Annotated in this window: 19 protein-coding genes and 1 pseudogene; 8 read left to right on the top strand and 12 right to left on the bottom strand. The window is 66.4% G+C overall.

The window, feature by feature from the left end:
- From F1735_RS20450 to F1735_RS20440, 3 genes are all read left to right on the top strand, one after another.
- A partial coding sequence (locus tag F1735_RS20450; RefSeq protein WP_167238662.1) for a transposase occupies nucleotides 1–236 on the top strand: 236 nt, incomplete at its 5' end.
- Nucleotides 237–296: 60 nt separating this feature from the next.
- Nucleotides 297–938: a hypothetical protein gene (locus tag F1735_RS20445; RefSeq protein ID WP_167238661.1), complete on the top strand. Its 642-nt coding sequence runs from the start codon at nucleotides 297–299 to the stop codon at nucleotides 936–938.
- A complete protein-coding gene (locus F1735_RS20440; protein ID WP_167238660.1) occupies nucleotides 895–1,347 on the top strand; it encodes a hypothetical protein in 453 nt (150 codons plus the stop codon). Before F1735_RS20445 ends, F1735_RS20440 begins: the two co-directional genes overlap by 44 nt.
- 64 nt (nucleotides 1,348–1,411) lie before the next feature.
- Here the strand turns inward: F1735_RS20440 and F1735_RS20435 are convergent, their stop codons facing one another.
- The gene (locus F1735_RS20435; protein ID WP_167238659.1) at nucleotides 1,412–1,693 is read right to left on the bottom strand and encodes a hypothetical protein; all 282 of its coding nucleotides are present in this window, start codon (nucleotides 1,691–1,693) and stop codon (nucleotides 1,412–1,414) included.
- Nucleotides 1,694–1,706: 13 nt separating this feature from the next.
- Between F1735_RS20435 and F1735_RS20430 the strand changes: the two are divergent.
- From F1735_RS20430 to F1735_RS20420, 3 genes and pseudogenes are all read left to right on the top strand, one after another.
- Nucleotides 1,707–1,985, top strand: a pseudogene (locus F1735_RS20430) (Tn3 family transposase); the annotation flags it as partial.
- 235 nt (nucleotides 1,986–2,220) lie between these two features.
- Nucleotides 2,221–2,469 (top strand): hypothetical protein, encoded by a 249-nt coding sequence (locus F1735_RS20425; RefSeq protein ID WP_166898299.1) that lies wholly within the window; start codon nucleotides 2,221–2,223, stop codon nucleotides 2,467–2,469.
- Between the two features lie 203 nt (nucleotides 2,470–2,672).
- The gene (locus tag F1735_RS20420; protein WP_167238658.1) at nucleotides 2,673–2,873 is read left to right on the top strand and encodes a hypothetical protein; all 201 of its coding nucleotides are present in this window, start codon (nucleotides 2,673–2,675) and stop codon (nucleotides 2,871–2,873) included.
- 58 nt (nucleotides 2,874–2,931) lie between these two features.
- Here F1735_RS20420 and F1735_RS37895 read toward each other — a convergent pair whose 3' ends face one another.
- On the bottom strand, nucleotides 2,932–4,968 hold the full coding sequence (locus F1735_RS37895) for a methyl-accepting chemotaxis protein (protein ID WP_167238657.1): 2,037 nt from the start codon (nucleotides 4,966–4,968) through the stop codon (nucleotides 2,932–2,934).
- Nucleotides 4,969–5,221: 253 nt separating this feature from the next.
- On the opposite strand from F1735_RS37895, the gene F1735_RS20410 reads away from it, so the two are divergent.
- Nucleotides 5,222–5,449 carry a DUF6139 family protein gene (locus tag F1735_RS20410; protein WP_166878348.1) on the top strand — a complete coding sequence of 76 codons (228 nt, stop codon included), beginning with the start codon at nucleotides 5,222–5,224 and terminating at the stop codon, nucleotides 5,447–5,449.
- 76 nt (nucleotides 5,450–5,525) lie between these two features.
- On the opposite strand, the gene F1735_RS20405 is transcribed toward F1735_RS20410, so the two are convergent.
- From F1735_RS20405 to F1735_RS20395, 3 genes are all read right to left on the bottom strand, one after another.
- A complete protein-coding gene (locus tag F1735_RS20405) occupies nucleotides 5,526–8,297 on the bottom strand; it encodes a DUF4214 domain-containing protein (protein WP_167238656.1) in 2,772 nt (923 codons plus the stop codon).
- A gap of 127 nt (nucleotides 8,298–8,424) precedes the next feature.
- Nucleotides 8,425–9,606 (bottom strand): serine hydrolase domain-containing protein, encoded by a 1,182-nt coding sequence (locus F1735_RS20400; protein WP_167238655.1) that lies wholly within the window; start codon nucleotides 9,604–9,606, stop codon nucleotides 8,425–8,427.
- Nucleotides 9,607–9,717: 111 nt separating this feature from the next.
- Complete coding sequence (locus tag F1735_RS20395; RefSeq protein WP_167238654.1) at nucleotides 9,718–10,383, bottom strand: hypothetical protein; 666 nt, start codon at nucleotides 10,381–10,383, stop codon at nucleotides 9,718–9,720.
- Between the two features lie 468 nt (nucleotides 10,384–10,851).
- Here F1735_RS20395 and F1735_RS20390 point away from each other — a divergent pair, with 468 nt between their 5' ends.
- Nucleotides 10,852–11,535, top strand: a complete 684-nt coding sequence (locus tag F1735_RS20390; RefSeq protein WP_167238653.1) for a response regulator transcription factor — start codon at nucleotides 10,852–10,854, stop codon at nucleotides 11,533–11,535.
- Nucleotides 11,536–11,575: 40 nt separating this feature from the next.
- Here the strand turns inward: F1735_RS20390 and F1735_RS20385 are convergent, their stop codons facing one another.
- The 7 genes from F1735_RS20385 to F1735_RS20355 are packed head-to-tail and all read right to left on the bottom strand — an operon-like array spanning nucleotide 11,576 to nucleotide 26,673.
- A complete protein-coding gene (locus tag F1735_RS20385; RefSeq protein ID WP_167238652.1) occupies nucleotides 11,576–14,848 on the bottom strand; it encodes an eCIS core domain-containing protein in 3,273 nt (1,090 codons plus the stop codon).
- A 7-nt stretch (nucleotides 14,849–14,855) separates the two neighbouring features.
- A complete protein-coding gene (locus F1735_RS20380) occupies nucleotides 14,856–15,695 on the bottom strand; it encodes a hypothetical protein (RefSeq protein ID WP_167238651.1) in 840 nt (279 codons plus the stop codon).
- On the bottom strand, nucleotides 15,692–17,149 hold the full coding sequence (locus F1735_RS20375) for a hypothetical protein (protein WP_167238650.1): 1,458 nt from the start codon (nucleotides 17,147–17,149) through the stop codon (nucleotides 15,692–15,694). The genes F1735_RS20380 and F1735_RS20375 overlap by 4 nt, the downstream gene beginning before the upstream one ends.
- A gap of 29 nt (nucleotides 17,150–17,178) precedes the next feature.
- Complete coding sequence (locus F1735_RS20370) at nucleotides 17,179–19,248, bottom strand: phage tail protein (protein ID WP_167238649.1); 2,070 nt, start codon at nucleotides 19,246–19,248, stop codon at nucleotides 17,179–17,181.
- Nucleotides 19,245–21,167, bottom strand: a complete 1,923-nt coding sequence (locus tag F1735_RS20365; RefSeq protein ID WP_167238648.1) for a putative baseplate assembly protein — start codon at nucleotides 21,165–21,167, stop codon at nucleotides 19,245–19,247. The genes F1735_RS20370 and F1735_RS20365 overlap by 4 nt, the downstream gene beginning before the upstream one ends.
- A complete protein-coding gene (locus tag F1735_RS20360) occupies nucleotides 21,164–26,260 on the bottom strand; it encodes a hypothetical protein (RefSeq protein WP_167238647.1) in 5,097 nt (1,698 codons plus the stop codon). The genes F1735_RS20365 and F1735_RS20360 overlap by 4 nt, the downstream gene beginning before the upstream one ends.
- Entirely contained in the window at nucleotides 26,257–26,673 is a 417-nt protein-coding gene (locus F1735_RS20355) for a GPW/gp25 family protein (protein WP_229505877.1), read from the bottom strand. Before F1735_RS20355 ends, F1735_RS20360 begins: the two co-directional genes overlap by 4 nt.

Here is a 26,673-nt window from a genome sequence, read left to right as displayed (position 1 = left end):
TACGCGGCATGCTCGATGGACGCAGCAACGCCTACGTCGAGGCGATGAATGGGATGCTCCAACAAGTCAAACGGGCCGCCCGCGGATTTCGCACCGTGAAGAACTTCGTCGCCATCGCCTACCTTCGTATGTCCAAGTTTAAAAACCTTCCGGCCAATCCACTACAACCAGCCGCCGCTCCGTTGCGATCTACCATCTACCGTGCCGGCTGTCCAGTTCCACTCAAAACGGCATAGAGCCGCGCGCCGCCACACCCCATCCTCAAGACGAGCGATAATGATGTAATAAAAGGCACGATGTTTCCTGTTGACTATGCATCCGCCTTTATCGACGAGGAAAACAAGGAAATCCATGTAGAAATATTAATGGATTATGTTGTACCAAATATTGGAAGCAGAGCGCTTGGATTTACCAGCAAAGTCACCCCGGAGGAATTCGAGAATTATGTAAAATTGGCTAATGCCGGCCTAGAAAAACACTGGAGCAGGCCAGTAATGCTCAATGGTATCGAATATAACATGAAAGTTACTGGAAAAATGTCGTCGGATGGCATGCCGATGACGCTTGCTAACCCAGGTTCCCCTATATGGAAAGACCAAAGCAGTCGCTCACGGAACCCACATCCTGTCCTTTCTGGAAATCTTTATCGCGTTCCGGAACAGAGCGAGGCCGAGTATAAGGCCGTGGCTGCGCATGAGATTGGCCACGGATTCCTAAGCGACGCATTTGGTATAGATTATTCCTGGACACATGAAGGAACATCCACAATGGGGGGTAAAGTAAATAAGGATGCGCCTGTCGAACCTGCCAAAGGTCCAGTTCCCTTAATGCCCTATTCAAACAGAAATCGCGCTGCCCTAAATGTTACTGAAAGGACTTTAGCTAGTGAAGAAGATGCTCGAACAATTCTGGCCCTTGCTAGTCGCCGTAACAAGTAATTTCGCGTTTGCGCCTCAAGCTCACGCTATGCCACAGCGGGTAGACTTTCAGATGCGTACCTTGAATGCTACTGGGGAGAAAATTGAAATCTGCGTTCCCGACCTGGCCAGTTGTGAAGTGGTCCCAGCAGGGTCAAAGGCGCACGAGAATTACCTTTCCTCTGAATTAAATACTAAGGAACCTCTCTCCTACATACTATCATTCCGCGTTGTAAAAGTATGCAATTTAGTTATTCCAATGTCTAAAATGATTGACACGCCAATAATGTCTAAAGACAATAGAATATCGACGTATTTTCTAACCATTTCCCGGAAAACTTATCTTCGCGAATGTGGTAATAATGTAGAAAAAAGTATTATCAAAAAACAAAAAACTACCGACGGAGAGAAGGGAAAACGCGAAAAATAGCACGCGAGGCGACAGCGGCGGCACCGATTCCTCAATGACTGCTTCGCAACGAACTCCGTCTTTATCAGGCACTGCTTCCCTTGCCCTTGTTGTCGAGGGGGATCCCGTCCTCGGTTATGATGAGGTCGGTCTCCAGGTTCGACTTCGAATTGTTCCTCACGGAAAACTTGTATTCTTCGAGCTTCTTGTTGATCTCATTGAGGACGAGGCCGCGGAAGCTCCCCTTGTGCTTCCAATATTCGTTCTGGTACTTATATTTCTGCGCCGTGCCGGGGTTGGCGCTATATATGGACTTCGTGCACTCCCTGGTGGCGTACTCGTTGTTGATCTGTGAGCTGTCGATCACAAGATGCCTGACGATGCTGATGGATGTGGACGAATGGACCGGGTTCACCCGCCACTTCGTGCATCTCAGAAGCCGTGCGCAGGCTCAGGACAAAACCTTGCTACTGTCGGCGATCCTGGCTGACGCGATCAACCTCGGTCTGACCAAGATGGCGGAGTCGAGCCCCGGCGCGAGCTATTCCAAGCTGTCGTGGCTGCAGGCCTGGCATATTCGGGATGAAACCTATTCGGCCGCACTGGCCGATCTGGTCAACGCTCAGACCGGCCATGCATTCGCCGGGAACTGGGGGGACGACAGCCGGGGACTATGTTTGGCGGCAGAGCCGGAACGTTGACGAGGGACGATTCCGTCCGCTTCGGACTGGCGGAAATCCTTAGCGTACTATTCTTTCCGAATCTGTGGGCGCCCTGATAAGGCCGATTGGTCGAGCGGGGCCGGCATGCGCCGGCCAGCCAGCGCCGCCGATCGATTTGCCGCGCGACGGGCGAACCCGTAAAATGCCGGCTTGACCGTCTATTTAAGTGCATATGGAAAATATTGACCAGCGTTACCTCGTCCAGCAAAACAAACTCAGCGACGACGCGCTGAAACCGCCCGTGTTCGCCAAAGTCATGCGCAGCAAGGAAGGCAAGTTCGAAGGTGTTTCCTTCATCAAGAACAAGGAAAAAGCCACCATCATGACCATCGGGCAAGCCCAGGAAGTGATCGACTGGGCGTCGAACAAGAAGTCCAACGCGCACGAGTACGCCACCAAGATTATTTGCGTCGGCCAGTAAATCCTGCCGCTTTCCGCCGCCACCCCCGCCGGCGGCCGCCCTGGCGCGCGGCCGACGGTGGCGTTGCGGCCGCATCGTCCCCATTTATCCCGGCTTTTCGCACTTCGCCCGCGCCCTGGCGCCGTTGGTCGCACGCGCATTGCCGCATCGGCGCGATGTCCTTACAGTACACCCACCTGAACTTTTCCCGTGAGGAGAAAACGATGTTGAGTTTCCTGTTATGGCTGGTGGTACTTGTCCTCTGCTGGCCGCTGGCCCTGCTGGCTCTTGTGCTCTATCCGCTGGTGTGGCTGCTGCTCCTGCCGTTTCGCCTGCTGGGCATCGGCGTGGAAGCGGTGTTCGACCTGCTGCGTTCGATCGTGATGCTGCCGGCGCGCGTGTTGCGCGGCAGCCCCGGGCGCTGAAGCCCGGCGCCGCGCCCGTGCTACCCCCGTGCTACCCTCGTGCTACCCTCGTGCCGCTTTACACGTGTTTCAATTGCTGAGGCCTGGCGCCGGCCAGGCGGCGTGGCGCCGCCGCAGCGGTGCGCGCAGGCGCGCCAGGCCGTGTTCCGGCATGGGCCGCTTCATTCCCCAGCGTAAAAATACTCATCGCCTGCACCAGGGTGGCCGCCTGCTCTTGCAAACTGCTCGATGCGGCCGCGGTTTGCTCGACCAGGGCGGCGTTTTGCTGCGTCATGTCATCCATCTGCGTCACCGCATGGTTGATCTGCTCGATCCCGGCCCCTTGCTCGGCCGAGGCGACGGCGATCTCGGCCATGATGCTGGTGATCCGCGTCACGCTGTTCAGGATCTCGCTCATGGCGCTGCCGGCGTCGTTGGCGAGCTGGTTGCCCGCTTCCACCCGGTCCACGCTGTGATTGATCAAGACCTTGATTTCCTTGGCGGCCGAGGCGGAGCGGTGGGCCAGGTTGCGGACCTCGCTGGCCACGACCGCAAAACCGCGGCCCTGCTCGCCGGCACGCGCCGCTTCCACGGCGGCATTGAGCGCCAGGATGTTGGTCTGGAAGGCAATGCCGTCGATCACGGAGATGATGTCGACAATCTTGCGCGAGCCCTCGTTGATGTCGCCCATCGTCCGCACGACTTGCGAAACCACCGCCGCGCCCTTGGTCGCGGCCTGCGAGGCGCCCAGTACCAGTTCGTTGGCCTGATGGGCATTGTCGGCATTCTGCTTCACCGTGGACGTCAGCTCTTCCATGGACGAGGCGGTTTCTTCCAGGTTCGAGGCCTGCGATTCGAGCCGCGACGAAACGTCGTTGTTACCCGACGCAATATCGCGCGTGGCCGCGCTGATGTTCTCGATGCTGACCCGCACATCGCCGACAATGCCGCGCAGGCTGTCGTTCATGTTTTTCAGTGCGCGCAGCATTTTCCCGACTTCATTGTCGGCACCGACTTCGAACTCGTTGACCAGATTGCCGCTGGCGACGCTCTGCGCCACCGCGACGGCGTTGTTCAGCGGTACCGTGACGGCGCGCGTGACCAGCACCGTGAACCAGCCGGCGGCGCCCAGCAAAGCCAGCATGACGCCGAGCATGGTCCAGCGTTCGGTATGGAAGTTGCCGATCTTGGTGACGAACATGGCGTCCAGATCGGTCTTGGCCGCGCTGTTGAGCGCGAACTGGGCGTCGATCGCGCGCGTCGCGGCAGCCACATACGTGCTTGCGCTGTAGCTGGGCGCCTCGGGCTTGAGGATCTGTTCGGTCGCGAGCCCGGTGAGCGTGCTCGACAGCGTGACCGCCTCGTGTACCAGCGGCGCCAGGCTGGCGCCGATCGCCGGGTTATACGTGGCCGCCTTGCCGAAGGCGTTCGTGGTTTGCTGCACGCGGTCGTTGATCTTGCCGATCATCGATGAAATGATCTGGCGTTCTTCCTGGGTGGCTTCTTTCTTTCCGAGCAAGCCGGCGCCCTTGGCGCGCAATTGCCCCAGTTCTTCCGTCAGATACGGCAACTGGTAATACATGGCTTGGATTAATTGATACGAATCTTTGTCCGGGTCGAGGCTGAGACCGTAATAGTCCCCGATCAATTCGTTCACTTTCAGCGCTTTGGCCAGCAAAGCGGTGTGCGCGGCATAGCTTTGGGCCACGGTCATCGTTTTGCCGGACACCGCCGCGCGCAAGGTATCCCACTCGCGCCGCGGCTCCGACCAGGGCAGGGCGATGGCGGGATCGCTGATCTGCGCGATCAGGCTGTCGACCACCGCGAAGGCGGCCTCGGCCTCGCGCTGCTTGGCCGCGCGCTTGTCTTCGGCCTCCTTGTCGCCGCCGAGCACCAGCGCCGACAGGCCCCGATGCTGCTGCGTCAGCTGGATCACGCGCAGCATGCTGGCCACGCCCGGCATGCCCGCCTGTTCGGACGCATAGGCCGTCAAGCCCTTGGCAGCTTCCTTGAAATACAAGTAGGTCGGGATGCTGGTGATCATGATCCCGAGCACGCTCAGGATCAGATACGTGTGCCACACCTTGAGTTTGCCGAGAAACGATTGCGCGGACATGACGACTCCTTCATAAAGGCCGATCACGACTGCGTACAACAATGTTGCTCTCCGCAATCAATGAATTCATCATAGCTTGATCAATCTCAATATGCATCAAATGTAATACTGAAGAAGTAAATACATCGCACAAAAAAGACATCCGATGTTGATTACTTAACAGACGGGGAGGGGAAGCCCGGCTACAGTCAGGTACGGACAGCCGCTCCACGCGAAGCGGGTGTGCGTCTTTTCTTCTTTATAGGAAACCATCATGCGCTTGGACATTTACCGCAGGGCCGAACACGACGGCAAGTACTCGTACCTGGCAGTGCCGCAGGATCGCAATATTCCCAATGAGGCCACGAATACCGACTGGGAAGTGGAGGCAAGGGCCTTCGAAATCGCCGACGAGGACGATCGCCTGCCCGACTACGCCATCGAACACCTCAACGAGCAGATCGCCGAAAAAGGCTATGCCGTCACTGCGCTGATGAACTGATCCCGCCCGATATTTCCCCGCTGGCAGGCGCCGTCGTGGACGAGGCCTGCCAGTTTCCTTACGTCCCGAGTGACGTTTAGAAGATTCCAGGCACTTCAGCATCCGGCGCCACGCCCACCAGCTGTGCCGCCACCGCGCTCGACGCCCCCTCGGCCTGGCTGTAAGCGGCGCTTGCGGCGTTGACGAAGTTCGCCATCACCAATCCGCGCACCACCTGCGCCGCGTCGAAGTCGATCCTGCCTTCCAGGGTCGCCACGGCATTGCCTGCGCCGGCCGCGTCGGCAATCGCGTAAATATCCAGTGCATTGCCGGTCGCATTGACCACGGCATACACATGCGTCTGCGCGGCGGCGTTATTGGCGCTGAAGAGCGCGCCGACCTTGGCTGCGCTGTCGTTGGCGCCGCTCAGATCGGCGATGGTGATCGACTTGTCCAGCGCCAGCGAACTGCTCAGGAAAAGACCGCCCAGGGCGCTGACATCGAGGTGATCGATGCCCGTACCGCTTACGTCGAAGTTGAAAATCTTGTCGGTGCCGAATTGCCGGCCGAAGATCAGCGTGTCGTTGCTCGATTGCGCAAGCAGCGCCGCTTCCGCGACGCCGAGCACGATCGTGTCGTTGCCCGCACCGCCGGTGATCAGGTTGTCGCTGGCCGGCTGCACGCTACCCGCAGCGGCCGCCGCGTCGATCAGGTACACCTGGTCGTCGCCTGCGCCGCCGTCAATGACGGTATCTCCCGCGCCCGGCTTGCGGATCGTGTCATTGCCATTGCCGCCACTGAGATGGATGTTGTTATTGCGGTCCTGGTTGACGACCCAGCCCTCGTCGCCCACCGGCGCCGCCAGCACGCGCAGCTGCAAGACGTCGTCGCCATCGCCGCCGTTGAGCGTGAAGCGGAAATCTTCCTGCCCGGCCAGGCGAACGCCGCGACTGCTCGCCGCCCCATGCCAGAGATCGAGCGACAAGCTGTCATTGTTGCTGCCGCCAACATAATGAAAGTCGATCGTGCCCGTACCCGAGCCGGTTTGGGTGCCCGGTTTTGCCAGGTATTTGGTCGCGGAGGCGGCCGTGATCACGGCCGTCAGGTCGACCTTGCCGCTCATCGCGCTGGCGTCGACCTGGCGCACATCATGGAAACCGTACGCTTCGGCCGATGACGCACCATCGGCCGCGCCGCGCACGGCAAGGTCGCCCTTGACCGCGCCATTGGCCAGGGTCACCGTTTGCAGCAGCTTGTCGGTCGAATCGATCGACTGGAGCAAACTGGTGCGTTCAACGCTGATGTTGAAGGCTTCGAAGCCCGTGCTCTCGTGCGTCGACAGATAGGGCGTGCCGCCCACCAGCAGGTCGCCGCCGATGCCGCCCCGGCCGACATTATCGAGCACGATGGCGGCGGTAATGAGCGGCACGGCGCCGGACGACGGTCCCGATACCCGCGTGCCTTCTTCGCCCGCGCCCGGTTGCAGCCAGCTGGCGCCGGCAATGCCAAGCTTGCCCGGCCCGGTGTTGGTGATCACAATCTCGCGTCCGCTCTGCAATTGCCCGGTGCGGGTGTCGAAGGCCTGGAACGCGTCTCCCAGGCTGACCACCAGCTTTTCCAGCTCCGGCGTCGCGGCCATCTCGGCACCGATGGCGCTCACCAAGGCCTCATAGGTCTGGGCCTGGTCGATGGCGCTCGAACGTAGCTGCACCGGCACCTTGTTCAACAGGAAACGAAAGCCATCGTACGGGCTGTCTTTCAGCGGCGGGCTGCCCGCTTCGCTGGCGCGCGTGTCCATCAGTTGCAGGCGCAGCGTGGACGAACCGGTCGCCGGCAGGCTCGCGCGCAGGCCATCGTGGTGGAAATACACGGAAAAATCGGCATCCCCGGCGGCGCTGCCGAGCATGGCGATGGTTACGTGTTCCGGTAGCAGGCCGCTGCGCACGCCCACATTGCTGATGGTCAGGTCGCCACGGCTGTGATCGTTTTCCCAGCGTGCCACCCCGCTCATGCGAGCGGCGTCGAGCGCGACCAGGCCGGACCCATCGGTAGGGCCGTCCGCATGCACGCGGATCTGTTCGACGCTGCTGGTGGTCGGCGCCGGCACCTGCTTGTCGGCTGTCGGGCGCAGCACGGCGCGCAAGGTGTCGTTGTGATCGCCCCCGACCAGGCTGTCGCCCGACTGCAATGTATTGCTGTTGCCATCAAGGTCGGCCAGGAACAGCATGCCAGCGGCGCTATCGGTCCCCACTGTCAGCTTGGTCGCCGTGACCAGTTGTGCCAGGGTGCTGTCGATGCTTGCCTGGAACGCCTCTGCATCGCTGTCCGCAGTCACGCCAGAGAGCAGGTCGCGGCCGAACTGGGCCGCCATGTCGCCCTGATAGGCATAGGTTTCATTGGGGGTGTCCATGGATGCCGTGAACATCTTGGCGAACGTGACTTTGCGGTTGATCAGCGCGGCATCGGCGTTGTTGGCGGTCAGGGCGCCGGTCAGGATCGCGTGCGCGGCGGCAGCCTGGGTCAGCGAACCGGAATCGATCGCCTTGGTCCAGAACGCCAGCCCGCCCGCGTCCGGGGTACGGCCGAACAGGTTGTTGTAGATCTGGCTGACGAAGCGGACCGTGTTGAAGCCCGGCGCGGCGGTGCCGTACAGCACGCTCGACTCCGCACTGGTGCTGAAACTGTCGATCAAGCTGCGCACGCGGGCGTTCGACGCGTAGGCGGCGTCCAGCCCGGCGGTGTCGGTCGGCGCACTGGCATCGGCCAGCGCCCCGGTTAACGCCAGGAAGCCGTTGGGATCGGCCGGACGGCCAAAATAGGAAACATACAGTTCTTGCACTACCTTGTTGTAAAAAATTGCAGCGGCCATGGTCGCTCCTTGAAAAAAGTCATCGGAAGCAGGAGCAGTGTGGATAGCTTGCTCTTGCAATTCTCTCCATATTGCCACAATAATACAACATTGGCAGATACTTTATGGCTGGCTTGCCGCCGGCAGCCTACTTGACAGCCGCCAGGATGGTGCGGTCGAGCACCTCGAACGGGAACTCGGCCTTGTTCAGGTTGTAATTTTCGCCCGTGAACACGGCCACGATCTCGAGCGCCGGGACGATCATGATGAACTGTCCGCCGTTGCCATCGGCAAAAATCACATCATAGGACGTGTTTTTGACGGTCTCGACGCTGCGCCACCAGAAGTAGCCGTAGCCATTGCGTTGCGGCAGGCTGGCGAATTGCGTGTGCTGGCGCGTCGATTCGGTCATCCACGCCGCCGATACCAGCTGCTTGCCATTCCACTGGCCCTTTTGCACGACCAGTTGGCCGAGCTTGGCCATGTCGCGCAGGCGCATCTGGATGTGGCCGCCGGTATCGGTCTGGGCGCCGTTGTCGAACGAGGCCCACTTGGCGCTCTTGATGTTCAGCGGGCCGAACAGGAATTCGTCGGCGAACGCCGGAACCGGCTTCTTGCTGGCCACGGCAATCACGCGGCCCAGCGCAACCGGATTGCCGGTGCAATAGCGCGTCTCGCTGCCGGGCGCGGCGTTGGCCGGCAGGGCGGTGTAGAAGCGCACCCAGTCGGTCTGCTGATACATTTTTTCTTCTTTGCCGGGCGAACTGGCGCTCCAGTCATTGCAGTCGAGTCCGCTGCGCATGGTGAGCATGTCGGCGAGCTTGAGGCCAAGCCGGAACGCCGGCGCGTTCGGATACGCGGCGTTCAGGTAGCTGTCCAGGGTATCGTTCACGCCGCCGACCACGCGCTGGTCGATCGCCACGCCCATCATCAGCGAGGTGATACTTTTGGTCGCCGAACGGAGGTCGTGCAGGGTGTCCTTGTCGTAGCCGTTCCAGTACTGTTCCAGCACCGGCTTGCCGTAACGGGTGACCAGCATGCTGGACATGCCGTGGCTGGCGGCGTCGGGCAGCTTGGCGACGCCGTCGGCCAGCACGGCCGCATCCATGCCGACCTCGGCGGGTGGCACCAGGGTCCAGTTATCGCCCGCGTTGGGCGCCACCCGGATCTTGGTATCTGGATTGTTGCCGATTGTGCCGTTGCCCTTGCCGCTGTCACCGCCGCCGCCGCAGCCGCTCATGGCGGCGGCCAAGGCCAGCGTACAGGCGAGGGCGCCGGTGGAGCGCACGAGCGGGCGCAAGGACAAGCGTTTGGATTTTATCGTTTTCAAAGTATCTCCGTATGGTTATCAACTTGTCTTTGCAGCGACAAGTCACCCGATTACATCACACGGACGATACTTGTGGAAATATATATTTCTTTCGGCAACGTTGACTGGCAGTCAAGGCGTGCCGCAACGCGTGCCGCAAGCGGGGCTCGCGGCCGCAAGCGACGGATCGGCCGGGCGCAGGTCGCAGCCGCTGCTGTCGGCGTTGATCACCAGCGGACCAAAGGCGATTTCCACCGGCGCCAGGCGTTGCGCGGCGCGCGTCGGGTAAACCCAGTGTTTTTCGGCGACGCTGACGTGGCAGCAAAACACGGCCTTGCCAGCGCCCCCCTGCGAGCTGTGCGGAAAACCGTTCTGCTCGGCGATGGCGACAATGCCGTCGAACGCCGCGCGCACCGCAGGCGCCGGGTCGCGCAGGTCGATCCCGACATGGTCGAGGAAAGGGCGCGGGCGGCGCCGGTCCGGGCTTTCGCGCAGGTCGTCCTGGGCTACGTTGATCGACGAAAAGATCAGGTTCATCCCGCTCGGGCAGGCGAACTTGACGTAGCCATCTTTCTCGTTGTCGATGACGGCACCGCCGGCCAGCAGGGCGGCGCGCGGCAAACTGGCCGTGTCGTCCACCTTGATGTGCATGTGCATGCAGTTTGCCACCGCGAGCACGGCGCGGAACGGCGAGCCGGCGTCGAAGCTGGCGAGCACGTCGTCAATGGCGCCCTGATCGAGCAATCCGAGGGCGTTGGCAATACCGAGGGTTTCCTGAACTTGAATGCGCGACAGCATGTGGACTCCTGACGATGGGCGGGATTGGCGTGTGAAGTATGCGTACGCATGTCCGAAACGTCAATCAACCCTCGTCAACAGCGGGTGTCAATCCCAGTCCGGCGCCAGCCCCGCAGTATGCCGCGCAGACTGTTGTCAAAACAGGGGGGAATGGGCAAAACATCTGTGCCGCCACGTCAACAATGAAGCCCTCGTCTGCCAGGCGAAATCCGTAGTCAATATCGGATTGCCTTTCCTGCCAAGCGTATGTCGTTACGGGACAATGGGGAAGCTGCCTGGCGAGGCAATACAATCGATAACTCAGCATATCCGGCGAAAATGTCGCACATAAACGACGAATGCGAAGGCACGTGCTTGTTCCATCTTTTCGGGCCTCAAAAAGTAAATTCGAGAGTTATCGGCGTGATAATATTCGGGTTTGCGCCTCTGCACGTCAAAACGCACAGTTCCCTCACCTCAGGTGGTTTCATGAACATCGTTGTGTTGACGCCCATCCGTCTGCTGGGCGATGGCCTCAGCGCCTGCATCAGCCATTGTCCACAGATGAAGGTGCTCGCTGTCGTGAGCGATTTCTCCCGCTTGCGCAGCACGCTCGACGCCACCGAAACCGACCTGGTCCTGATCGACGTCACCCAGGGAATCGACTTGCATGACGTGCGCGCGCTGGCGGCCGGGTATCCCGGCAAGTCGCTCGTGGCGCTTGGCCTCACCGAGCAGCGCCAGGACGTGATTCGCTGCGGCCAGGCGGGCTTTACCGGATATATCTCGCGCGAAACGCCTGCCGATGCGCTGTGCGAGGCGCTGACCGATGTGGCGGCCGGCAGGCTGGTCTGTTCGGCGGAGATTTCATCCGGATTGCTGCGCGCCCTGTATCTGATGGAAAAGGGCGTCCAGGGTCCGGCCCAGCCTGCCGATACCGATCCGGCGCTGACCCGGCGCGAGGCCGAAGTGCTGCACCTGCTCGGCGAGGCCAGGTCCAACAAGGAAATCGCGCGCGCGTTGTGCATCAGCGTGGCCACCGTCAAGCATCATGTACACAATGTGCTCGAGAAGCTGCACCTGCAGGGACGGGCGCAGGCGGTGCGGCGCTTGCGCGATGCGCCGGGGCTGGCCGGCGCGCCTGCCGTCATGGCGCAAGAAGCGAAACAATAGCGAGAATTCTTGTTCAGCATCGGGCGCCTGCCGAATTCCCTTATCTCACCTGACTAATATAGATGGTTACCACAACGCCCTCGGCGCTGGTGGCGCTGGCCTGCGATGGCGTGTATTCCACGTTGATGTGCGGATTGGTCCTGTGCGGATGTTCCGCGGCGACCGGCGTATGGCCGTACAGCACGCCCTCCTGTTCGAGCCTGGTATATTCGGGCAGGGCGTGAGCGAAATTGTCCTGCGCCTTGCGCAGGCGCCCGATGTCGCGCTCGAGTTCGTCGGCGCGCGCCCTCAAGCCTGCAATCCGGTCAGTAAAATCCCGGCGCGCGCCGGCCGGTTCCGGGCCGGTATGGCGCGCCTGCCGGGCACTCATTTCATTGACCAGATAGGTGATTGTCTCTTGGCCGCTGCGGATGTGCGTTTGCTTGCGTTCAATTTCGGCCCGGATGGCAGGCAGGATGTCAGCCACCTTGTATCTCTTCGTATCCACATGGAAGAGCATGAGATCATTGGCGTCTTTACGGAACTTCTTCACCGAGCTTGCGATGTCGGGGTTGGGAATTGCCGAGAGGGGCCCGGGACCAGTACGTTCCAGCGCTTGCGGAAAGGCTTGGGCGACAACGGCTCTCGCATCGGCCTCGGTGCGCACAGTGACGTTTTTGGCGCCCCCGCGCAAGGCCCGGACCGCTTGCGCGACGCTCACTTCAGCTGTGGGCGGACCTGTGCGCTTATTGGTTTTTTCACGGTCCCTGGGGTTGATCTCGGCCTCGATCCACCACCCATCGGGCGCCGCGACCGGCTCTAGCGTACGCAAGCCATAGCGGATCTTGATTGCCGCGAGCACGGGCGTGATCATCGCACCGGTAACACGATTGCCGCGCAAGGCATTGACGGCGGTGACCGCCGCCCTCAGGCCCAGCTTGAGGCGTTCCTTCGGATCCTGCGGCACGCCCGCCTGCACCACCATGCGTCCCAGCTTGCGGGCGGTCGTCACGATCCAGTTCACCAGCCAGTCGAGCGCCCGGTCGATCGGCGCGCGGATCCTGGCGAAGATGCCCATGATGCGGTCGGCCACCCGGCCCATGCCCGCAAAACCGGCCAGGAAATGGATGGCCAGCGACAGCAAGCGGGCCAGCGTGCTCTCGACCCGGGTGGCCGCCGCCCCGATGTCGCCGGCGGCGATATTGACGATCGAGTCGATGAAGCCGGTCACAACCTGGACGATCTGCGAGATCCGGTGTACGAACACCATCACGGTGTCGTAGATCGACAGGATCGCGCTAATGAAGCCGGCTCCTGGAATGAACATGGCGGCCAGCCTCGGCAGCGCGCGCTGGACCACCATGTCGACCACGAAATCGCTAATGCCGCCGATGACCATCTGCTGCAGGTTGGCCAGTTGCTCCTTGATCTTGTCCCAGGCCGCCGCCGGCCCCTCGCGTACCAGCGTGGCGACGATGTCGAAGCTCGTTTCCAGGCTCTTGACGACGGTCTCGCTGGTGGCCCTCACCAGCTTCTGGCGAATGTTGGCCCAGGTGAGCCCCAGCACCGAGAATGCGAACTTGGCGATCTCGGTCAGCGACAGCGCCCTCGGAATGTAGATGCCCGGCAGCGAGCCGGTGAGCCATTCGATCAGCCCCGTGCGCAGGTGCGTCATGAAATTGGCCCCGAAATTCAGGAAGCCCTGCTTGGCCGCCCTGACCAGGTTGCCCACGAAGGGCAGGGGATTGCGCAGGATGCTCTTGAGCGCCGATCCGGTGCGCTTGATGTAGGCCAGTGCGCCGGGGCTGACCACGTCGAAGATAATCTCCAGCAGGTTCCAGGCCGCGTCGGCGCCCCAACTGAGGAAGCGTGCGGCAAAACCGCCGAACACGCCGGCCAGCCTGGCGAAGGCGCGCGGCACCAGCAGGATATCGACGATCTGCAGCGCCCTGAAAGCCTGCATGAACAGGCCGGGGATCTCGTTGACAAAGCCGCGCAGCGCGCCCAGCGCGCCCCGGAACCAGGCAAACGCGCGTGGAATGGCGTTCGCCCTTTGCATGTTGGCCCAGATCTCTTCTTCGCCGATGAACTTCATGAATTCGCCCAGCAGGCTCACCGGATCCTGCGCCACCGGCTCGCCGGTGATCGGGTCCCTGCCCATCACGGTACACAGCAGCGGATAGCCGCGCGTGCTCCTGGCGAAGGCGGCCACGGGTCTCAGGATGGCGTCCTTGATCAGGTTGACGATGCCGTCTTTCAGGGCCACGGCGAATGCCCTGATCCGGTCGAGCGGGCGCGCGACGATGGCCCAGGCACGGTCCCACAGGGCGCCCGGATCGCGCAGGTCGAGCAGGGAAAAGCGGCTGATAAAGTTCTCGATGTCCTGCCACAGCGCGGCGCCGATGTCGCGCAGCGCCTGGAACTGCCCGGCCGCCCACCCGCTCACGCTGTCGAACACGCCGTGGTTGTTGAGCGCCTCGGTAATCAGGTTGCCGCCCGGGATCATCTCGATCGCTCCGCGCAGGATGTTGCCCGCATTCCGGTCGACCCTGGCATTGTTGATGGGATTAAACCCGATCACCACCGTCAGCATGGTAAAGCCGGGCACCGCGGCGGCGCGGCGGGCAAAATACTCGCGCGGGTTGGGAATGCCGAGGAAATCGCCCTGTACGCGGGGGCTCACATGCTCGGTCACCGCGGGCGCCGCGCTGCGCCGTACCGCACCGCCCTGGGGCGAGGCGCCTTGCTGGATCGTGTGCGTCAGCTCGTGCGCGATCAGCTCCTTGCCGGCCGCCGTATCGGGCTGGTACTGGCCGCGCCCGAAGAACACGTTCTGGCCCAGGGCGAAGGCATTCGCATTGAGCTGGGCGCTTTGGGCGGCGGCCGCCTCGCCGGTGTGGATGCGCACCTTGCTGAAGTCGGCGCCGAAGCGCGGCTCCATGAAGCTGCGCACCGGGGCCGGCAAGGGCGTGCCGCCGGCCGTGTCGATGCTGGCCGGGGCGGCCGGCGCCGGACCGGCCGGCGCGCGCGCGATCGCCGCGCCGCTGGCCGATACCGGCTCCGGCGCGGCTATCCGCATCACGCGGCTGGCGACCGCCTGCGCTTCAATCTCGGCCGGGTCGTTGGGCGCCGTCACGCGCATGCACTCGATGGCCGGCGCGCTGGCGCTGGCCAGCAGCGCTTGCGTGCCCTGGTTTCCCAGCCGCTGGCGCAGCCCCTGTGCCGGCGACTGCGCCGGCGACTGCGCGGCGGCGGGCTGGCGCGCCAGCGCAACCGCCTGGGCGGGCCGGCGCTCGGCCAGCGCTACCCTTGCCGCAATGCGCTCCGCTCTCATGACGGGCTCAGGTCTTCGGCGCCGTCGTGGTCTCCTCGATCACCTTCGGATCGGCCATCAGGATCGGGCGTATGAAGCGCCGTACGCTATGGTCAGCCGTCCAGGTGCCGGCCTTGAGCTGGTCCAGCCGGGCCAGCACGATCCATTCGCAGTCGCAGTCGTCCGTGCAGCAGCTGCATTCGCCCTTGTAGTGGGCGCGATAGCATGGGTCGGAAACGGCGCTCGCCTTGGTGACGGAGTCGTCCGTGGCAGCCGTGCCGGCGGCCGCTGGATTGAGCTTGGCCGCCTTGCCGTTGGCCGCCTTGGCGGCTGCGGCTGCGGCAGTAGCGCCGGTGAAGGCATTGTTTGCGGTGCTGGCCGGCTCAGGGCATCCGCACGCGCATTCGGGCGCCGTGCCCACCACGCTCACTTCGAAGCCGTCGCGTATGCGGGTGCAGACCGAGGCCGCGTCGTCGTCATCCTGCGAGCAGACGGCGGCGCGCGGCGCGCAGTGCTTGTCGTAGCGGCGCAGCAGTACCCACAGCCTGGGCGGCACATCGACCCCGCAACTGGGGTCGATGGCCACGTCGGCCTGCTTGGGAACGTGGACCGGGTCGCCGTGGCAGTCGAGCGCCACGCCCGGCGTCACCTTCACCACGACCTTGCCGCACTCGAGCTCGGCCGAGACGACCAGGCCGCAGATCACGCCGCAGCCGAGCAGGGACTTGAACAGCATCCGGTTCAGCTCGCGCGTGTAATCGACGGCCAGGGTCAGGTCGTCGTCGTTGAGCAGCAATCCGGGGCTGTATTGCGGGCGCACCAGCGTGGAGGGCTCCTTTTTCGAGCGCAGGGGGGATTGATGGTTCATGACGTGATACCTCCGTTATCGGTGCTGAGCGCGGGCAGTTGGTCGGGATCGGGCTTGGCTGGCTTTTCGCCAACCGTGAAATGCGACAGGTAGGTGCCGCCCGGCGTGCCATTGCCGGTCGGGGCGCCGCTGTGGCCGCGCGCGTTGGCGTCGACCGCCTGGCCATTGCAGTCCAGGATGTGGTCGCCCCGGATCTCGATCTCCACCCCGACCTTGGTGCCTTCGAATTCGGTTTGCAGGCCGCGCACCGCGTCGCTGACCCAGCCCCAGCCGACCACCAGGCTCGCGCCGGTGGCCAGGTCGGGGTCCGTGTCCGCAAAGTCGATGCGCACGATCGGCGCGCGCATCGGCACCAGCCAGCCGCCTTCGCGCTGGCGGATCAAGAAGCGCAGCGCGAAGCAATCGGGGGTGACGCTTGCCTTGCGCACCGGCCTGGAAAACCCGACCTCGAAGGTGGTGATGCATCCGCCCAGCGGGCGGCTTCGCTCGGGCGCGAAACAGGCCTCGAAGTCGTCCCAGTCAACGATGTAGCCGGGCGCCAGCCAGTTCTCCCAGCTGATGAAATTGATGTGGGTCAGGTCGCAGCCGCGAATCAGGTCGAACAGCAGGTCGTTGCGCTTGACCAGCCGGCGCGGTCCGCATGCATCGCTCACTTCCTTGACGATCCACCGCTTGCATTCATCCATGCCCAGTTCGATGCAGGCCAGCGCCACGCCGTTGCGCAGGTCCACCCGCAAGCCCTCGTCCACCTCGGTCAGGGCGCTGCATTCGGCTCCGGGCTGAAGCGCGGCCAGGTGGTCGCACAGGCAGCAGGCGGCGCCGGCCCGCGCATCGTGCGGCATGTCCTGCGCGGCTTGCCCTCGGTCGTCAAGCTGCCGCTCGCAGCACGGACCGCCGGCGCAGCCGCAAGCCAGTTCGCACGCCTGCGGCTTGCAGCATGCCGCGCAAGGCACTTGCTGCAGCGAGTAGCGCACCGTTTCGCAGACGTGGTCCCATTGCGCCCGCTCGCCGCTGCACGCGTCCGTCACCGACACCGGCGCGACCAGCCGCTCGGCGTAGTGTACGCGTAGCAGCCAGCAATCGCCGGTGCCGCCGGGCAGTTCGAGCATGTCGTCGAGCGCCACGACCAGTTGCCCGGTTTGCAGCAGTTCGCGCCCCATGCGGTCGAGCGCAAGGCCGGCGCCGATGGCCAGCCTGCCGTCGGCCGTGCCGGCGCCCGACGCCGCCGCAGCCAGCGCCACCGGGTAGCCGTACACCACGCCCCAGCCGTGCATGGCGCGGTTGAGCAGGCGGCGCCGTTCCACCTGGTAGTCCTGCTCCACCCGCAGCGCGTCCGGCGTAAGCCGCTTGCCGCTGAAGTAGCGGTTTTTGATGCCGGACGTGCAGTCGGTGCCGCAGCAGGAATCCGGCTGCGGCTGGCCGCATTTCTTGGCCGCTTTCCATGTCGTACTCATAGTGTACCCCTTCCAGGTTGCTGTACTGTTCATCGCAGGCGCGGGCCCGCATCCATCGCTGGCAGGCGCGCCAGGCCGCTTACCGCGTCGGTCCCCAGGTGCGGCGCGGGCGCGCCGCCCAGCGTCAGCGCGTCGCCCAGCCGCTCGTCGAACAAGCGCGCGGCCGCGCTGCGCCAGCGCAGCGCCAGGCGCGCCGTCACCGGCATGGCGGCCTCCAGCAGCGTTGCCATCCAGGGTTCCCAGGCCGCGCGCTCGGCCGCGCTGGCCGTGATGGCGACCGTGACCTGGCCGACCAGGCGCGCCGCCGGATCGGGCGGCGCATCGGCGCAGGTCAGGCGGCCCTTGCCCAGGATGGCCTTGCGATTGAGCGCCAGCGCCGACGCCGGCAGGCCGGCCAGGATGGCCGGCAGCGCGCTGCCACGGCAGGCCGCGCCGCCCAGCGACGCGAAGCCGTGCTGCGCGCTCAGGTCGGCGATGCGGTAGCGTCCGGGCACGAGCGCGTCGAGCAGCGTTGCCAGGCCCGCGCGCGTGCCGCGCCGCGCCGCCAGCGCGTCGGCGCGCATCAGCAGGCGGCGCTTTTGTTGTTCGTCCAGCGCGTCGTCCCACGCCAGGCCGAGCCAGCGCGCCACGAAATCGAGCCAGGCCAGCGGCGCCGTGTGCGGGTCGATCATGCTGCCCATGGCGGCAATGCGCTGGTCCAGTTCCTGGGTGCCGGTTTCCAGTACGCCGACCAGCGCGCGCAGGAAGTTGTCCGGCCCGGCCTCGGCGCGCTGGTACACCGCCGGCAGGTATTCCATCAGCGTCAGGCCCGGATACAGCACGTCGAGGCGGTGCAGTTGCGGCAGCGGCGCGCCTGGCGCGGCCACCAGCGTCACGCTCACCCACAGCCACGGATCGCGCACCTCGAATAGCGGCGCCGCCAGCAACGCCGCCTGCGCCGGGCCGCGCCATACCACCGGCGCCTGCCAGCGGCCCAGGTGTTCGCGCAGGCGCGCCATCTGCCCGGCGCGCCCGCCCGCGATGCGCACCGCCTGTTCCTGCACCTGCGGGTCGCTGGTGGAGGCGTACGAGATCTCCATGCTGGTGCCGGGCGGAAGCGTGGCAAGCGCTTCGGCGCGCAGCCAGCGGCGCGGATTGTCGTTCAGCGGCGACAGCAGCACCGGCGTGATGAAAACGCAGCTGGCCTCCGCGCCTGCGCCCGCGCCCGCCACGGCGGCCAGCGCAAAGCGCAACAGGCCGTCGGCGGTGGTGACCAGCAGCGACGACGGCGTGGCATGCACGCCGGTGGCCGCCGCCGGCAGTGGCACCAGGCCCAGGCCGGCGCCGTCGCCGTCGAAGGTGAGTACGCCCGGGCCGCCGCCCCAGGCCTCGTGGTCAAGGCCGGCCAGCAGCACGCGCGCGCGCGCGTCGCTGCCCAGGAAGGCGCCGCTGAAGCAGGGACGGACGGTATCGACGTCGAGCGAGAACAGGGCGTTGGCGTCGCCCGGCGAGAACCAGTGCAGATGCGTGCCGCCGGCCGCCATCAGGACCAGCTTGCGCGGCCCGGCCAGCCAGGTCAGTTGCACCGGATCGGCCACGCCGTCCGGTGCGAAGCGCATGGTTTCATAGCCGGCGCAATCGATGTGGACGCAGTATGGGCGCCCGTCCTGCGTGATGAGCGCCCATACGCCGTCGCGCCCGTCGGCGGCAAAGTCGAGCAGGCGGGCGCCGTCGAAGTCCGTCACGAAGCGGCGCGTCAGCTGTTCGCGCTCATGGCAATGCAGCGCCGCCGCCGCCAGCCACAGCTTGTCGCGCTGTGCTGCCATGCGCCGCACCGGGCCGGGCGCCGAGGGCGAGGGCATGGAATGAACGGCCGGGTCGTCGGGATCGAGGCGCAGGAGCGCGCCCGCGCCGTCGTGCCAGAACAGCGTTCCGTCGCGCGCGGCCGCCGGCGCGAAGGCGCCGTTCGAGCGCACCAGTTGGGGCGTGCCGCCGAAAGGCGCGACCGGCGCCAGCGCGCCGCTGGCGGCCAGGGCGGCTTGGTCCGCCCGCGCCAGCACACCGGCGGCCCATTGGCCGGCGCTGGCGAAGCGGTAGCGGTGTTGGCGGGCGGCGCTCATCGTACTTCCGCTTGCGCAGGCCGGCGCACCGACAGCACGCTGGCGCGCAAGTCGAGCTTGGGCAGGCCAAGGCGTGGCGTGGCGACCGCGTCCAGCGCGCGCCCGGCGCTGTCGAACAGGCGCAGCGACAGCACGCGCCGCACGCCTTCCACCTGGCGCACCCAGGCCGCCAGGTCGCGCACGGTGACACCCAGTCCCAGGGCGCGCTGCATGCCGCCCGGGTGCGCCGCCACCAGCGCCAGGCGCGCTTGCAGCGTTGCCCCGAGCGCGGCCTGGAGCGCGCTTTCCTGGTAGCCGTCGGCGCTTTCCACCCGCAGCTCGATGCCAAACACCACATAGCGTGGCGCCAGCACCCGCAGGCGCAGGCCCAGCGGCAGGCGCGGCGCCAGCCGGCGCTCCACCGCCGCCAGCCAGCGCGCCGTTTCGGGCGCCGTTCCGGACGCGTCGTCCGGCTCCACCCCGGCCGGACGGGCGCGCATGGCGACCAGGTCCAGCACACCGTTTGCGCCGCCGGCCAAAGCCCAGGCGCGCGCCACTTCCAGCGCCGGCAGGGCCAGCGCGGCCGCTTCGACGTCGGCGCCGGTGACCAGCGCGTGCTCCTCGCGCGCACGGCGCCGCGCTTCGCGCCGCTGGTCGAGGTGGTCGACGCCATTGCGCCCGCCTTCCATGGCCAGCGGATTGACGCCGTACACGCCGTCGATGCCGCGCACCACCCAGCGCTGCTTGCGCGCGGCATTGCCTTGGGCGCCGTCGTTGACCGCGTAGCTCAGCAAAACCTGCGCGCCCGGGGGCACGATCCGGCCATTGACGCCATTGCCGAAGCAAATGCTGCCTTGCGCCGTATCGAGCGCAAACACCCGGTCGGCGGGCAAGCTGTCGGCCAGCCCCGGGCGCCGGCGCCAGGCGTGCAGCGCGCCGTCCTCGGCCACTTCCACCATGACCGGTTCGCCCGCCGCGTCGAATTCCAGGCCGCTTTCGCGCAGCCGCAGCAGCTGGTCGGGCAGGCCGCTGGCAATGTGCAGCTCGCGCGCGACCAGGCGGCCCTGGCGCACCGCAATCACGTTCAGGTCGATGCGGCTCACGCGCGGCGGCCTGGCGAAGCCGCGTTCGGCGCGAATCTCCAGCGTGAACTGGCGCGGCGAGCCGGCCACGCCCGACACGTCCAGCACCAGCGCGCCGCTGCGCATGAAGCCGTCGGTGCTGTCGTCCACCACCGGCAGCGCATGGCGCGCCGCGCCGCTGGCGAGCGTGACGGCAAGCGCAAGCGGCTCGCCGGCGGCGTCGGCGGCGCCCGAGGTGGCGTCGGCGCGCACGCCGATGGTGATGACAGCGCCGTCGGCGTCCGCGCGCCGCGCCGGAAACAGGCCGCCGTCGACCGGGCAAACGATGTCGATCGCCAGCACGTCGCGCGCGCCGGCGCGTTCTCCGAACGGCAAAAACAGCACGTTGCCGCGTTCATTGGTGGCGCTGTGCTCGAGCACCCGGCCGTCGGCCAGCCGGGTGTACAGCGCGCCGACTTGCCCCGCCACCCACAGCTGCTTGCGCACGGTACGGTAGGCGGGCGAATCGGACTGCTCGGGATGGACCAGCGCGCCGGCGTCCAGCACCAGGCTGCGCGTGTAGCCCAGCGCGCTCGAGCCGGGCAGGCGCTGCAGCCATAGGTAGCCGCTTGCCGCGCGCGGTCCGCGCGGCGCCAGGCCGAACAGGGCGGCATAGGCCGCGCGCTCGTCGCGCCGCATGCGCGAGAGCGAATACATCTGCGCCTCGGTCACCCAGGCCAGCAGTTCGAGCAGGGTGATGCCGGGGTCGTGCAGGTTATGGTCGGTCCAGCCAGGGGCCAGGCTGGGCAGCCGCGAGCGCCCGATGTCGAGCAGGTCGTCGAAGCGGCGGTCGAAATAGTTCGGGGCCAGTGTACTCACTGTTCGGTCTCCACGATGATCAATTCAATGCGCAGGCCGTCCTCGGCCAGCATCACCAGCTGGTGCGGGCGCACCGCTTCGCGCCAGGGGGCCGCTGCGCCGTCGGGCCCGATCTCCTCGAATGACACCCGTTCGATGCCTTCGAGCCCTGGCGCGTCGAGCAGGGCCAGCGCGACATCGTCGTCAAGCGGGTCGGCGCCCAGCGGCCAGCCTTCGCGTTCCAGGCCGCCGCTGGCGGGATCGAAGAACGCCGACAGCGCGGCCTTGGCGTAGTTGGCCAGCTGGCCGCTGCCGCCCAGCGTCGCAACGCGCAAGGCAAGGCCGATGCGCAGGCGCCTCGGCGCCGGCCCGGTAATGCGCAAGGCGCGCCCGATGGCCATCTGCGGCGGGGCCGCGGCCAGCAGGGTGTACCGCAGTTCGCGCCGCACGGCCTGGCTCGGCTGCACATCCGGGCCGCGCATCACGATCACCAGGCGCAGCCCGCTGCTGTCGGGGAAGGCGCGCGCCTGGACGATGTCGGGCGAGCTTTGCAGGGCGTGATCCTCGAAGTCGGCCGCGCTCAGGGCGCGCTCGCGATGGCGCAAGCGGGCCGGCGCAAAACGCCGCACCCGCTGCGGGTCATCCGGCGCCGCGCCGCCGGCCGGCTGGTCGGCGGCAAACACCGCTTCCACGCCGTCGACCGCGGTGATCAGGTTCAGCTTGGTGCGCTGGGCGATGGCGTTGGCCGCGAGCACGCCGTCCGCCGAACCGGGCGCGCTGCGCTGGTATGAAAAGGCGACAATGGCGTCGCGTCCGATCGGCGGAATCATGCCGTGCAGGCCATCGCCGAAGCGCACCGCGCCGCTGGTTTCGTCGAGCGAGTAGACCCGCTCCAGCGCGCCGCTGTCGTCGACGTCGGTGACCTGGCGCCACAGCACCCAGTGGCCGCGCAGGTCGGACGCGACGTCGCTGACCACGCTGGCCGGATCGGCGCGCAGCAAAGCGTCGCGTTCCTCGCCGCTGAGCGCTTCGCGCACCCGCAGCTCGAGCGTGTCGCGCAGCAGCGGGGGACGCGCCAGCAGCAGCACCTGGCCGGGCGCGCCGATGGACGAGCCGAGCCGCTCGCGCGTCATGGTTTCGGCGGCGCGCGCCCAGGCCGCGTTGATGTACACGCCGCGCAGGTGCGGCGTCCAGCGCTCGCCCTGGCGCGCGGGCGACAGGCGCAGCCAGCACAGCGCGCTGCCGAACAGGCCGGCCACCACCGTCGGCAAGGTCAGGCTCAGCGACAGCAGGCCGCTTTCGCCCAGCGCGCGCGTGCCGTCCTCGGCCACCACCGGCACGAAATGCGCGCCCGACAAGGCCTCGATGCGCAGCGGGGCGAAGGCGTCGAACATCTGCTCGCGCTCCACCAGCACCAGCAGCTTGACCGGCTGGCCGGCCAGCGCCGCGCTGAAACCGAGGTACAAGGCGCGTTGCGGCGCCGCCGGCGGCGCTGCGGCCTGGCCGGCCGCAGGCGCCAGCGTACTCGCGTCGCAGGCGCAGGCGGCGCGACATGCGGGCCCCGCCGCCGCTGCCTGCGCCTGGTCCGACGACGGCGGCAGGCCGCTGGCCAGGTGGGTGAACATGCTCACCAGCGCACCGGCCGTGCGGTTGGCGTCGCTCTGGTCGCGCACGGCGCCGCTGTCGGCGCTCAGTACATAGGTCGGCAAGACCGGCTGGCCGGCCGCATACTGCACGCGCAGGTTTAGCACCTGGGGCGCACCCGCCTCGTCGGGGAAGCGTTCGACGGTCTGTTCGGTCGAGCCGTCCGGCCTGGTGACCGTCTTGACCACCGTGCGCGGCTGGCCGTAGTCGCCCCCGACCAGGCGCGCGCGCACCCAGTGATTGTTCGTGCCGGCCCAGTCGCTCGGCTGCAGGTCGTCGGGCATGTCGAAGCGGATCGCACCGCTGCGCTTGAGGTTCAGCGTTTCGTCGCGCAGCCCGCTCAGTTTCCACCAGGCGGCGCCATTCCAGTACTCCCACGACAGCTCCGGATTGGCCTTGGTGTCGCGTGGCTGGGTCGACCATTTGTCGACGGCGCCGTCGACCACGAACCTGGTGGCCATCGGGGACGGGTTCGGCAGCGATACAAATTCGCGGTCCAGGGCCACCAGCATCGGGCGCCGGTTGATGTCGACCTGGAATGCGGCGCCGCGCTGGCGTTCCGGACCGGCGCCGGGGAAGGTCAGCAAGGTGTGGCCGAGCAGCCCGGCGTCCCAGTTGCCGGTCGTGGCCGGATCGAGCTTCATCAGGGGGGCGACCCTGCCGCTTCCCGCTTCCTGGGGCCAGTACGTCACGCTCGTTTCGGTCCCAAGATCGAGGTCGGAGGCGAGCGTGGCGACGCCCATGCCCGAGATGGTGTCCACCGGGTACAGGCTGGTCGAGAGGCTGGTCTTGATCAGCAGCACATGGGAAACGCCGGTCCCGTCACCCGCGCTTAACGCGATCTTGTCCGTGTCGATCACGGCGCCCACCAGGCCGGCGCCCGAACTGCGGTACGCCAGCAGGGCGTCGCCCGATTGCGGGTCGGGGTAAGGCCCGCTCATTTCATACAGGGTCTCGCCGGCATGGTTGACGCCGGCGGCGGCGATCACCCGCACCGCCAGCCCCGCGCCCGTCGTCGCCGCGATGCTGTCGCTCGCAGCCAGCGGCCGGTCGGACAGCGGCGTGATGACGGCGCTGGCCAGGTGCGTGTCGAAGGTTTGCTGGCGGCCCAGGTTGAACTCGGCGACCAGCACCTGGCCCGACATCCCCGGCAGCACCAGGTGCTGCGCCAGCAAGGTGGGGGCGCCATTCGGGGCACCCATGCCGGCCGGGATGTCGGTGCTCATCAGATCGGCCGCGACGGACGGATTGTAGGGCGACCACCAGGCAAACGTGGGCGCGCCCGTTGCCGGCCGCAGTGCCAGCGCAAAACCGGGCTGGCCCGAGCTGACATGGACATCGATGGCGTTGCCCAGCACGGCGCCGCTCAGATCGACCCGCTCGAGCGGCCCGGACGGAAGCTGTTGGTTGGGCTGCGACAGCGAGGCGCGCAGGAAGTCCTGGCCGCCCGCCTTGCACGCGGCGACGGCCAGCAGCCTGCGGTCGGTGCGGCGCAGCGCCGCCGGCGCGATGCTGGTATCGGCATCGCCGAACAAGGGCGTGCATGCGCCGGCGACACCGCTTGCCGGCGCCGAGATGGCAATCGCATACACGACGCTGTCGTCGCCGATGCCCAGCAGGCCCTGGTCCATGCTGCCCGAACCCATGTCGCCGGCCTGGTCCACGACCGGTACGATTTTCTCCAGCGCCACGTCGGCGCCCGCCAGCTTGACCTCGACCGGCGCCCAGGCGCCGTTGGTGTCGCTCAAGTCGCGCACATGCAGCCTGGTGCCGAGCAGGGCGAACAAGCGGTCGCCGCCGCCGCCCTCCAGGTGAACCAGCCCGCGCACGGCGGCGTTCTGGCCGGGCGTGGGATCGACCGCGCCCAACGGCGACCAGCCGCTCAGCCCCGGCAGGATGCCCAGGTCGCTCCACAGCCACACCGATCCCCCGGCGGCGACCGCCACCAGCACGTCGTACCCGACCGCGCCGAAATCGCGCCACCAGAGCGCCGGCCGGTAGGAAGGGCGCGGGTCGAGCACCACCGGCAGTCCCGCTACCGACTGCAGCATCAGCGCAGGGGAGGGCGGGCGCAGCGGCTTGCGGTAGGGATCGAGGCGCGCGCTCCCCGGGTTAAACGCGAGCAGATGCAAGTGGCCATCCTGCGCCACCCCGGCCAGCAAGCGATTGGCGCGCTCGCCCACGCGCAAGCTGGCAAACGACGCGAACGAGGCGTCGGCCATGTCGATGCAGATGCGCACGCTGGCGCCCGCTTTGGAAAACGCTTCGGCCGAGCCGAGGTAGAAGGCGTCGAACTGGCGTGGCTCGCGTCCGAGCGGAAAGAAGATGTCGTTCAGCTCCAGCGGCGTGCTGTTGGCCATCGCCTCGACCCCATCGACGCCGCCGGGCGCGCCGGGCGGCGGGCAAGCGCCGTCCAGGTCGACCCGGTTGACGCTCACGGTCAGCGCATCGCTGGCCAGCGGCTCCCCGGCCGGCACCCGGGCCACGCTGGCGCGGATCCAGCGCGACTCGACCTCGCCCACCTTGCGCGTTGCGATCGCTCCCTTCGGCTTGGCCAGCGCGGAGCTCGACGACCCCGGCAGGAATGCCTGCCAGGCGGCCGTGTCGCCGCCCGCAAGCGTGCCCCAGTAGTGCCAGCGTACCCCCGGCGGCAGGGCGCCGATCCCGCCGACGCTGATGGTCGCTTCCGATTCGATGTTGAGCAGATCCGGGTGGCCCAGGTACAGCGCATGGAACTGGCGGTTGATGGCGTGCCCGCCGAACGGGTCGAAGGCGCTCACCTTGCGCACGGCGACGTTGGCACCGTCGAAGCCCTCGCCCTGCGGCACTGCGGGATCGATGCTGACCAGGTCGTCGTTGACGGCTTCGATGCTGAACTGCGCGCCGCCAATCTCGATCAGCATGCCGGGCGCCAGGCCCAGCGGCGGATCGAGCTGCAGCGTCGTCGCTCCGGGCGCGGCGAAGCTGCGCAGGCGCCACTGGGTGGGCAAGGGATCGAGCGGATCGAGGCTGGACAGGCCCGGCGGCGGCAGGTAATAGGCATCCTGGCCGCTGTCGGCCCCGACCACCACCTGCAGCCGGCTCGGCACCAGGCGCACCTCGCCCTCGGTTTCAAACACCACCGGCGTACCCAGCGCGCTCGCCTGCAGCTGCACCGCGCGCGGCGCGCTGACCGCCTGCGCCTTGTCGGCCAGCTTGAACACGACCGGCATGCGCGCCGCAATGGCGGCCTGGCCGCGGATCGCCAGCCAGTCCAGCAAGCCGAGCGCCATCTTGTCGGCGCCCTTGTCGAGCCGCTCGGCCACTTCGGCGTTAAAGCGCGCGCCGATCGCCAGCAGCGCGTGTGCGAAATCGCGTTCGCCATCGGGCCCGCCCCACGACGGAATCCACAAGCGGGCGCGTTCGAGCAGCTCGCGATGGAAATCGCTTTCGCGGCGCGCGTCCAGCCCCGGTGCGCGGCGCCGGCTCATGCCCGTCCCCCTTCGCGGAAGTAGAATGGAAAGACCAGGTTGCCGGTCTGGTTGGTCTTGCGCACCCGGTATTCGATCTCGACTTTCAGCAGGCCCGTGGCGGCGCCGTCGGCGTCGGCGGCCACGTCGAGTACCTCGATGCGCGGCTCGAACTCGCGCAGCGCTTCCGACACCACCGAGCGCACCCGCTGCAGCAGGGTGCTGTCGATCACCTCGAATACCAGCTCGTGAATGCCGCAGCCGACGTCGGGACGCATCAGGCGCTCGCCGGGCGCGGTCTCGAGGATGATCAGGATCGCCTGGCGAATGTCGTCCTCGTACTCGGCCACGGCCAGCTGCCCGGTGCGCGGGTCGAGCGCCACCGGCATCGCCCAGCCGCGCCCGAGAAAGTCCTTGCGTTCATCCATGGCCAT

The organism is Massilia genomosp. 1 (genome assembly GCF_011682185.1).
Classification (GTDB): Bacteria; Pseudomonadota; Gammaproteobacteria; order Burkholderiales; family Burkholderiaceae_D; genus Telluria_A; species Telluria_A rubra.
This window is presented reverse-complemented; position numbering and strand designations above follow the sequence as displayed.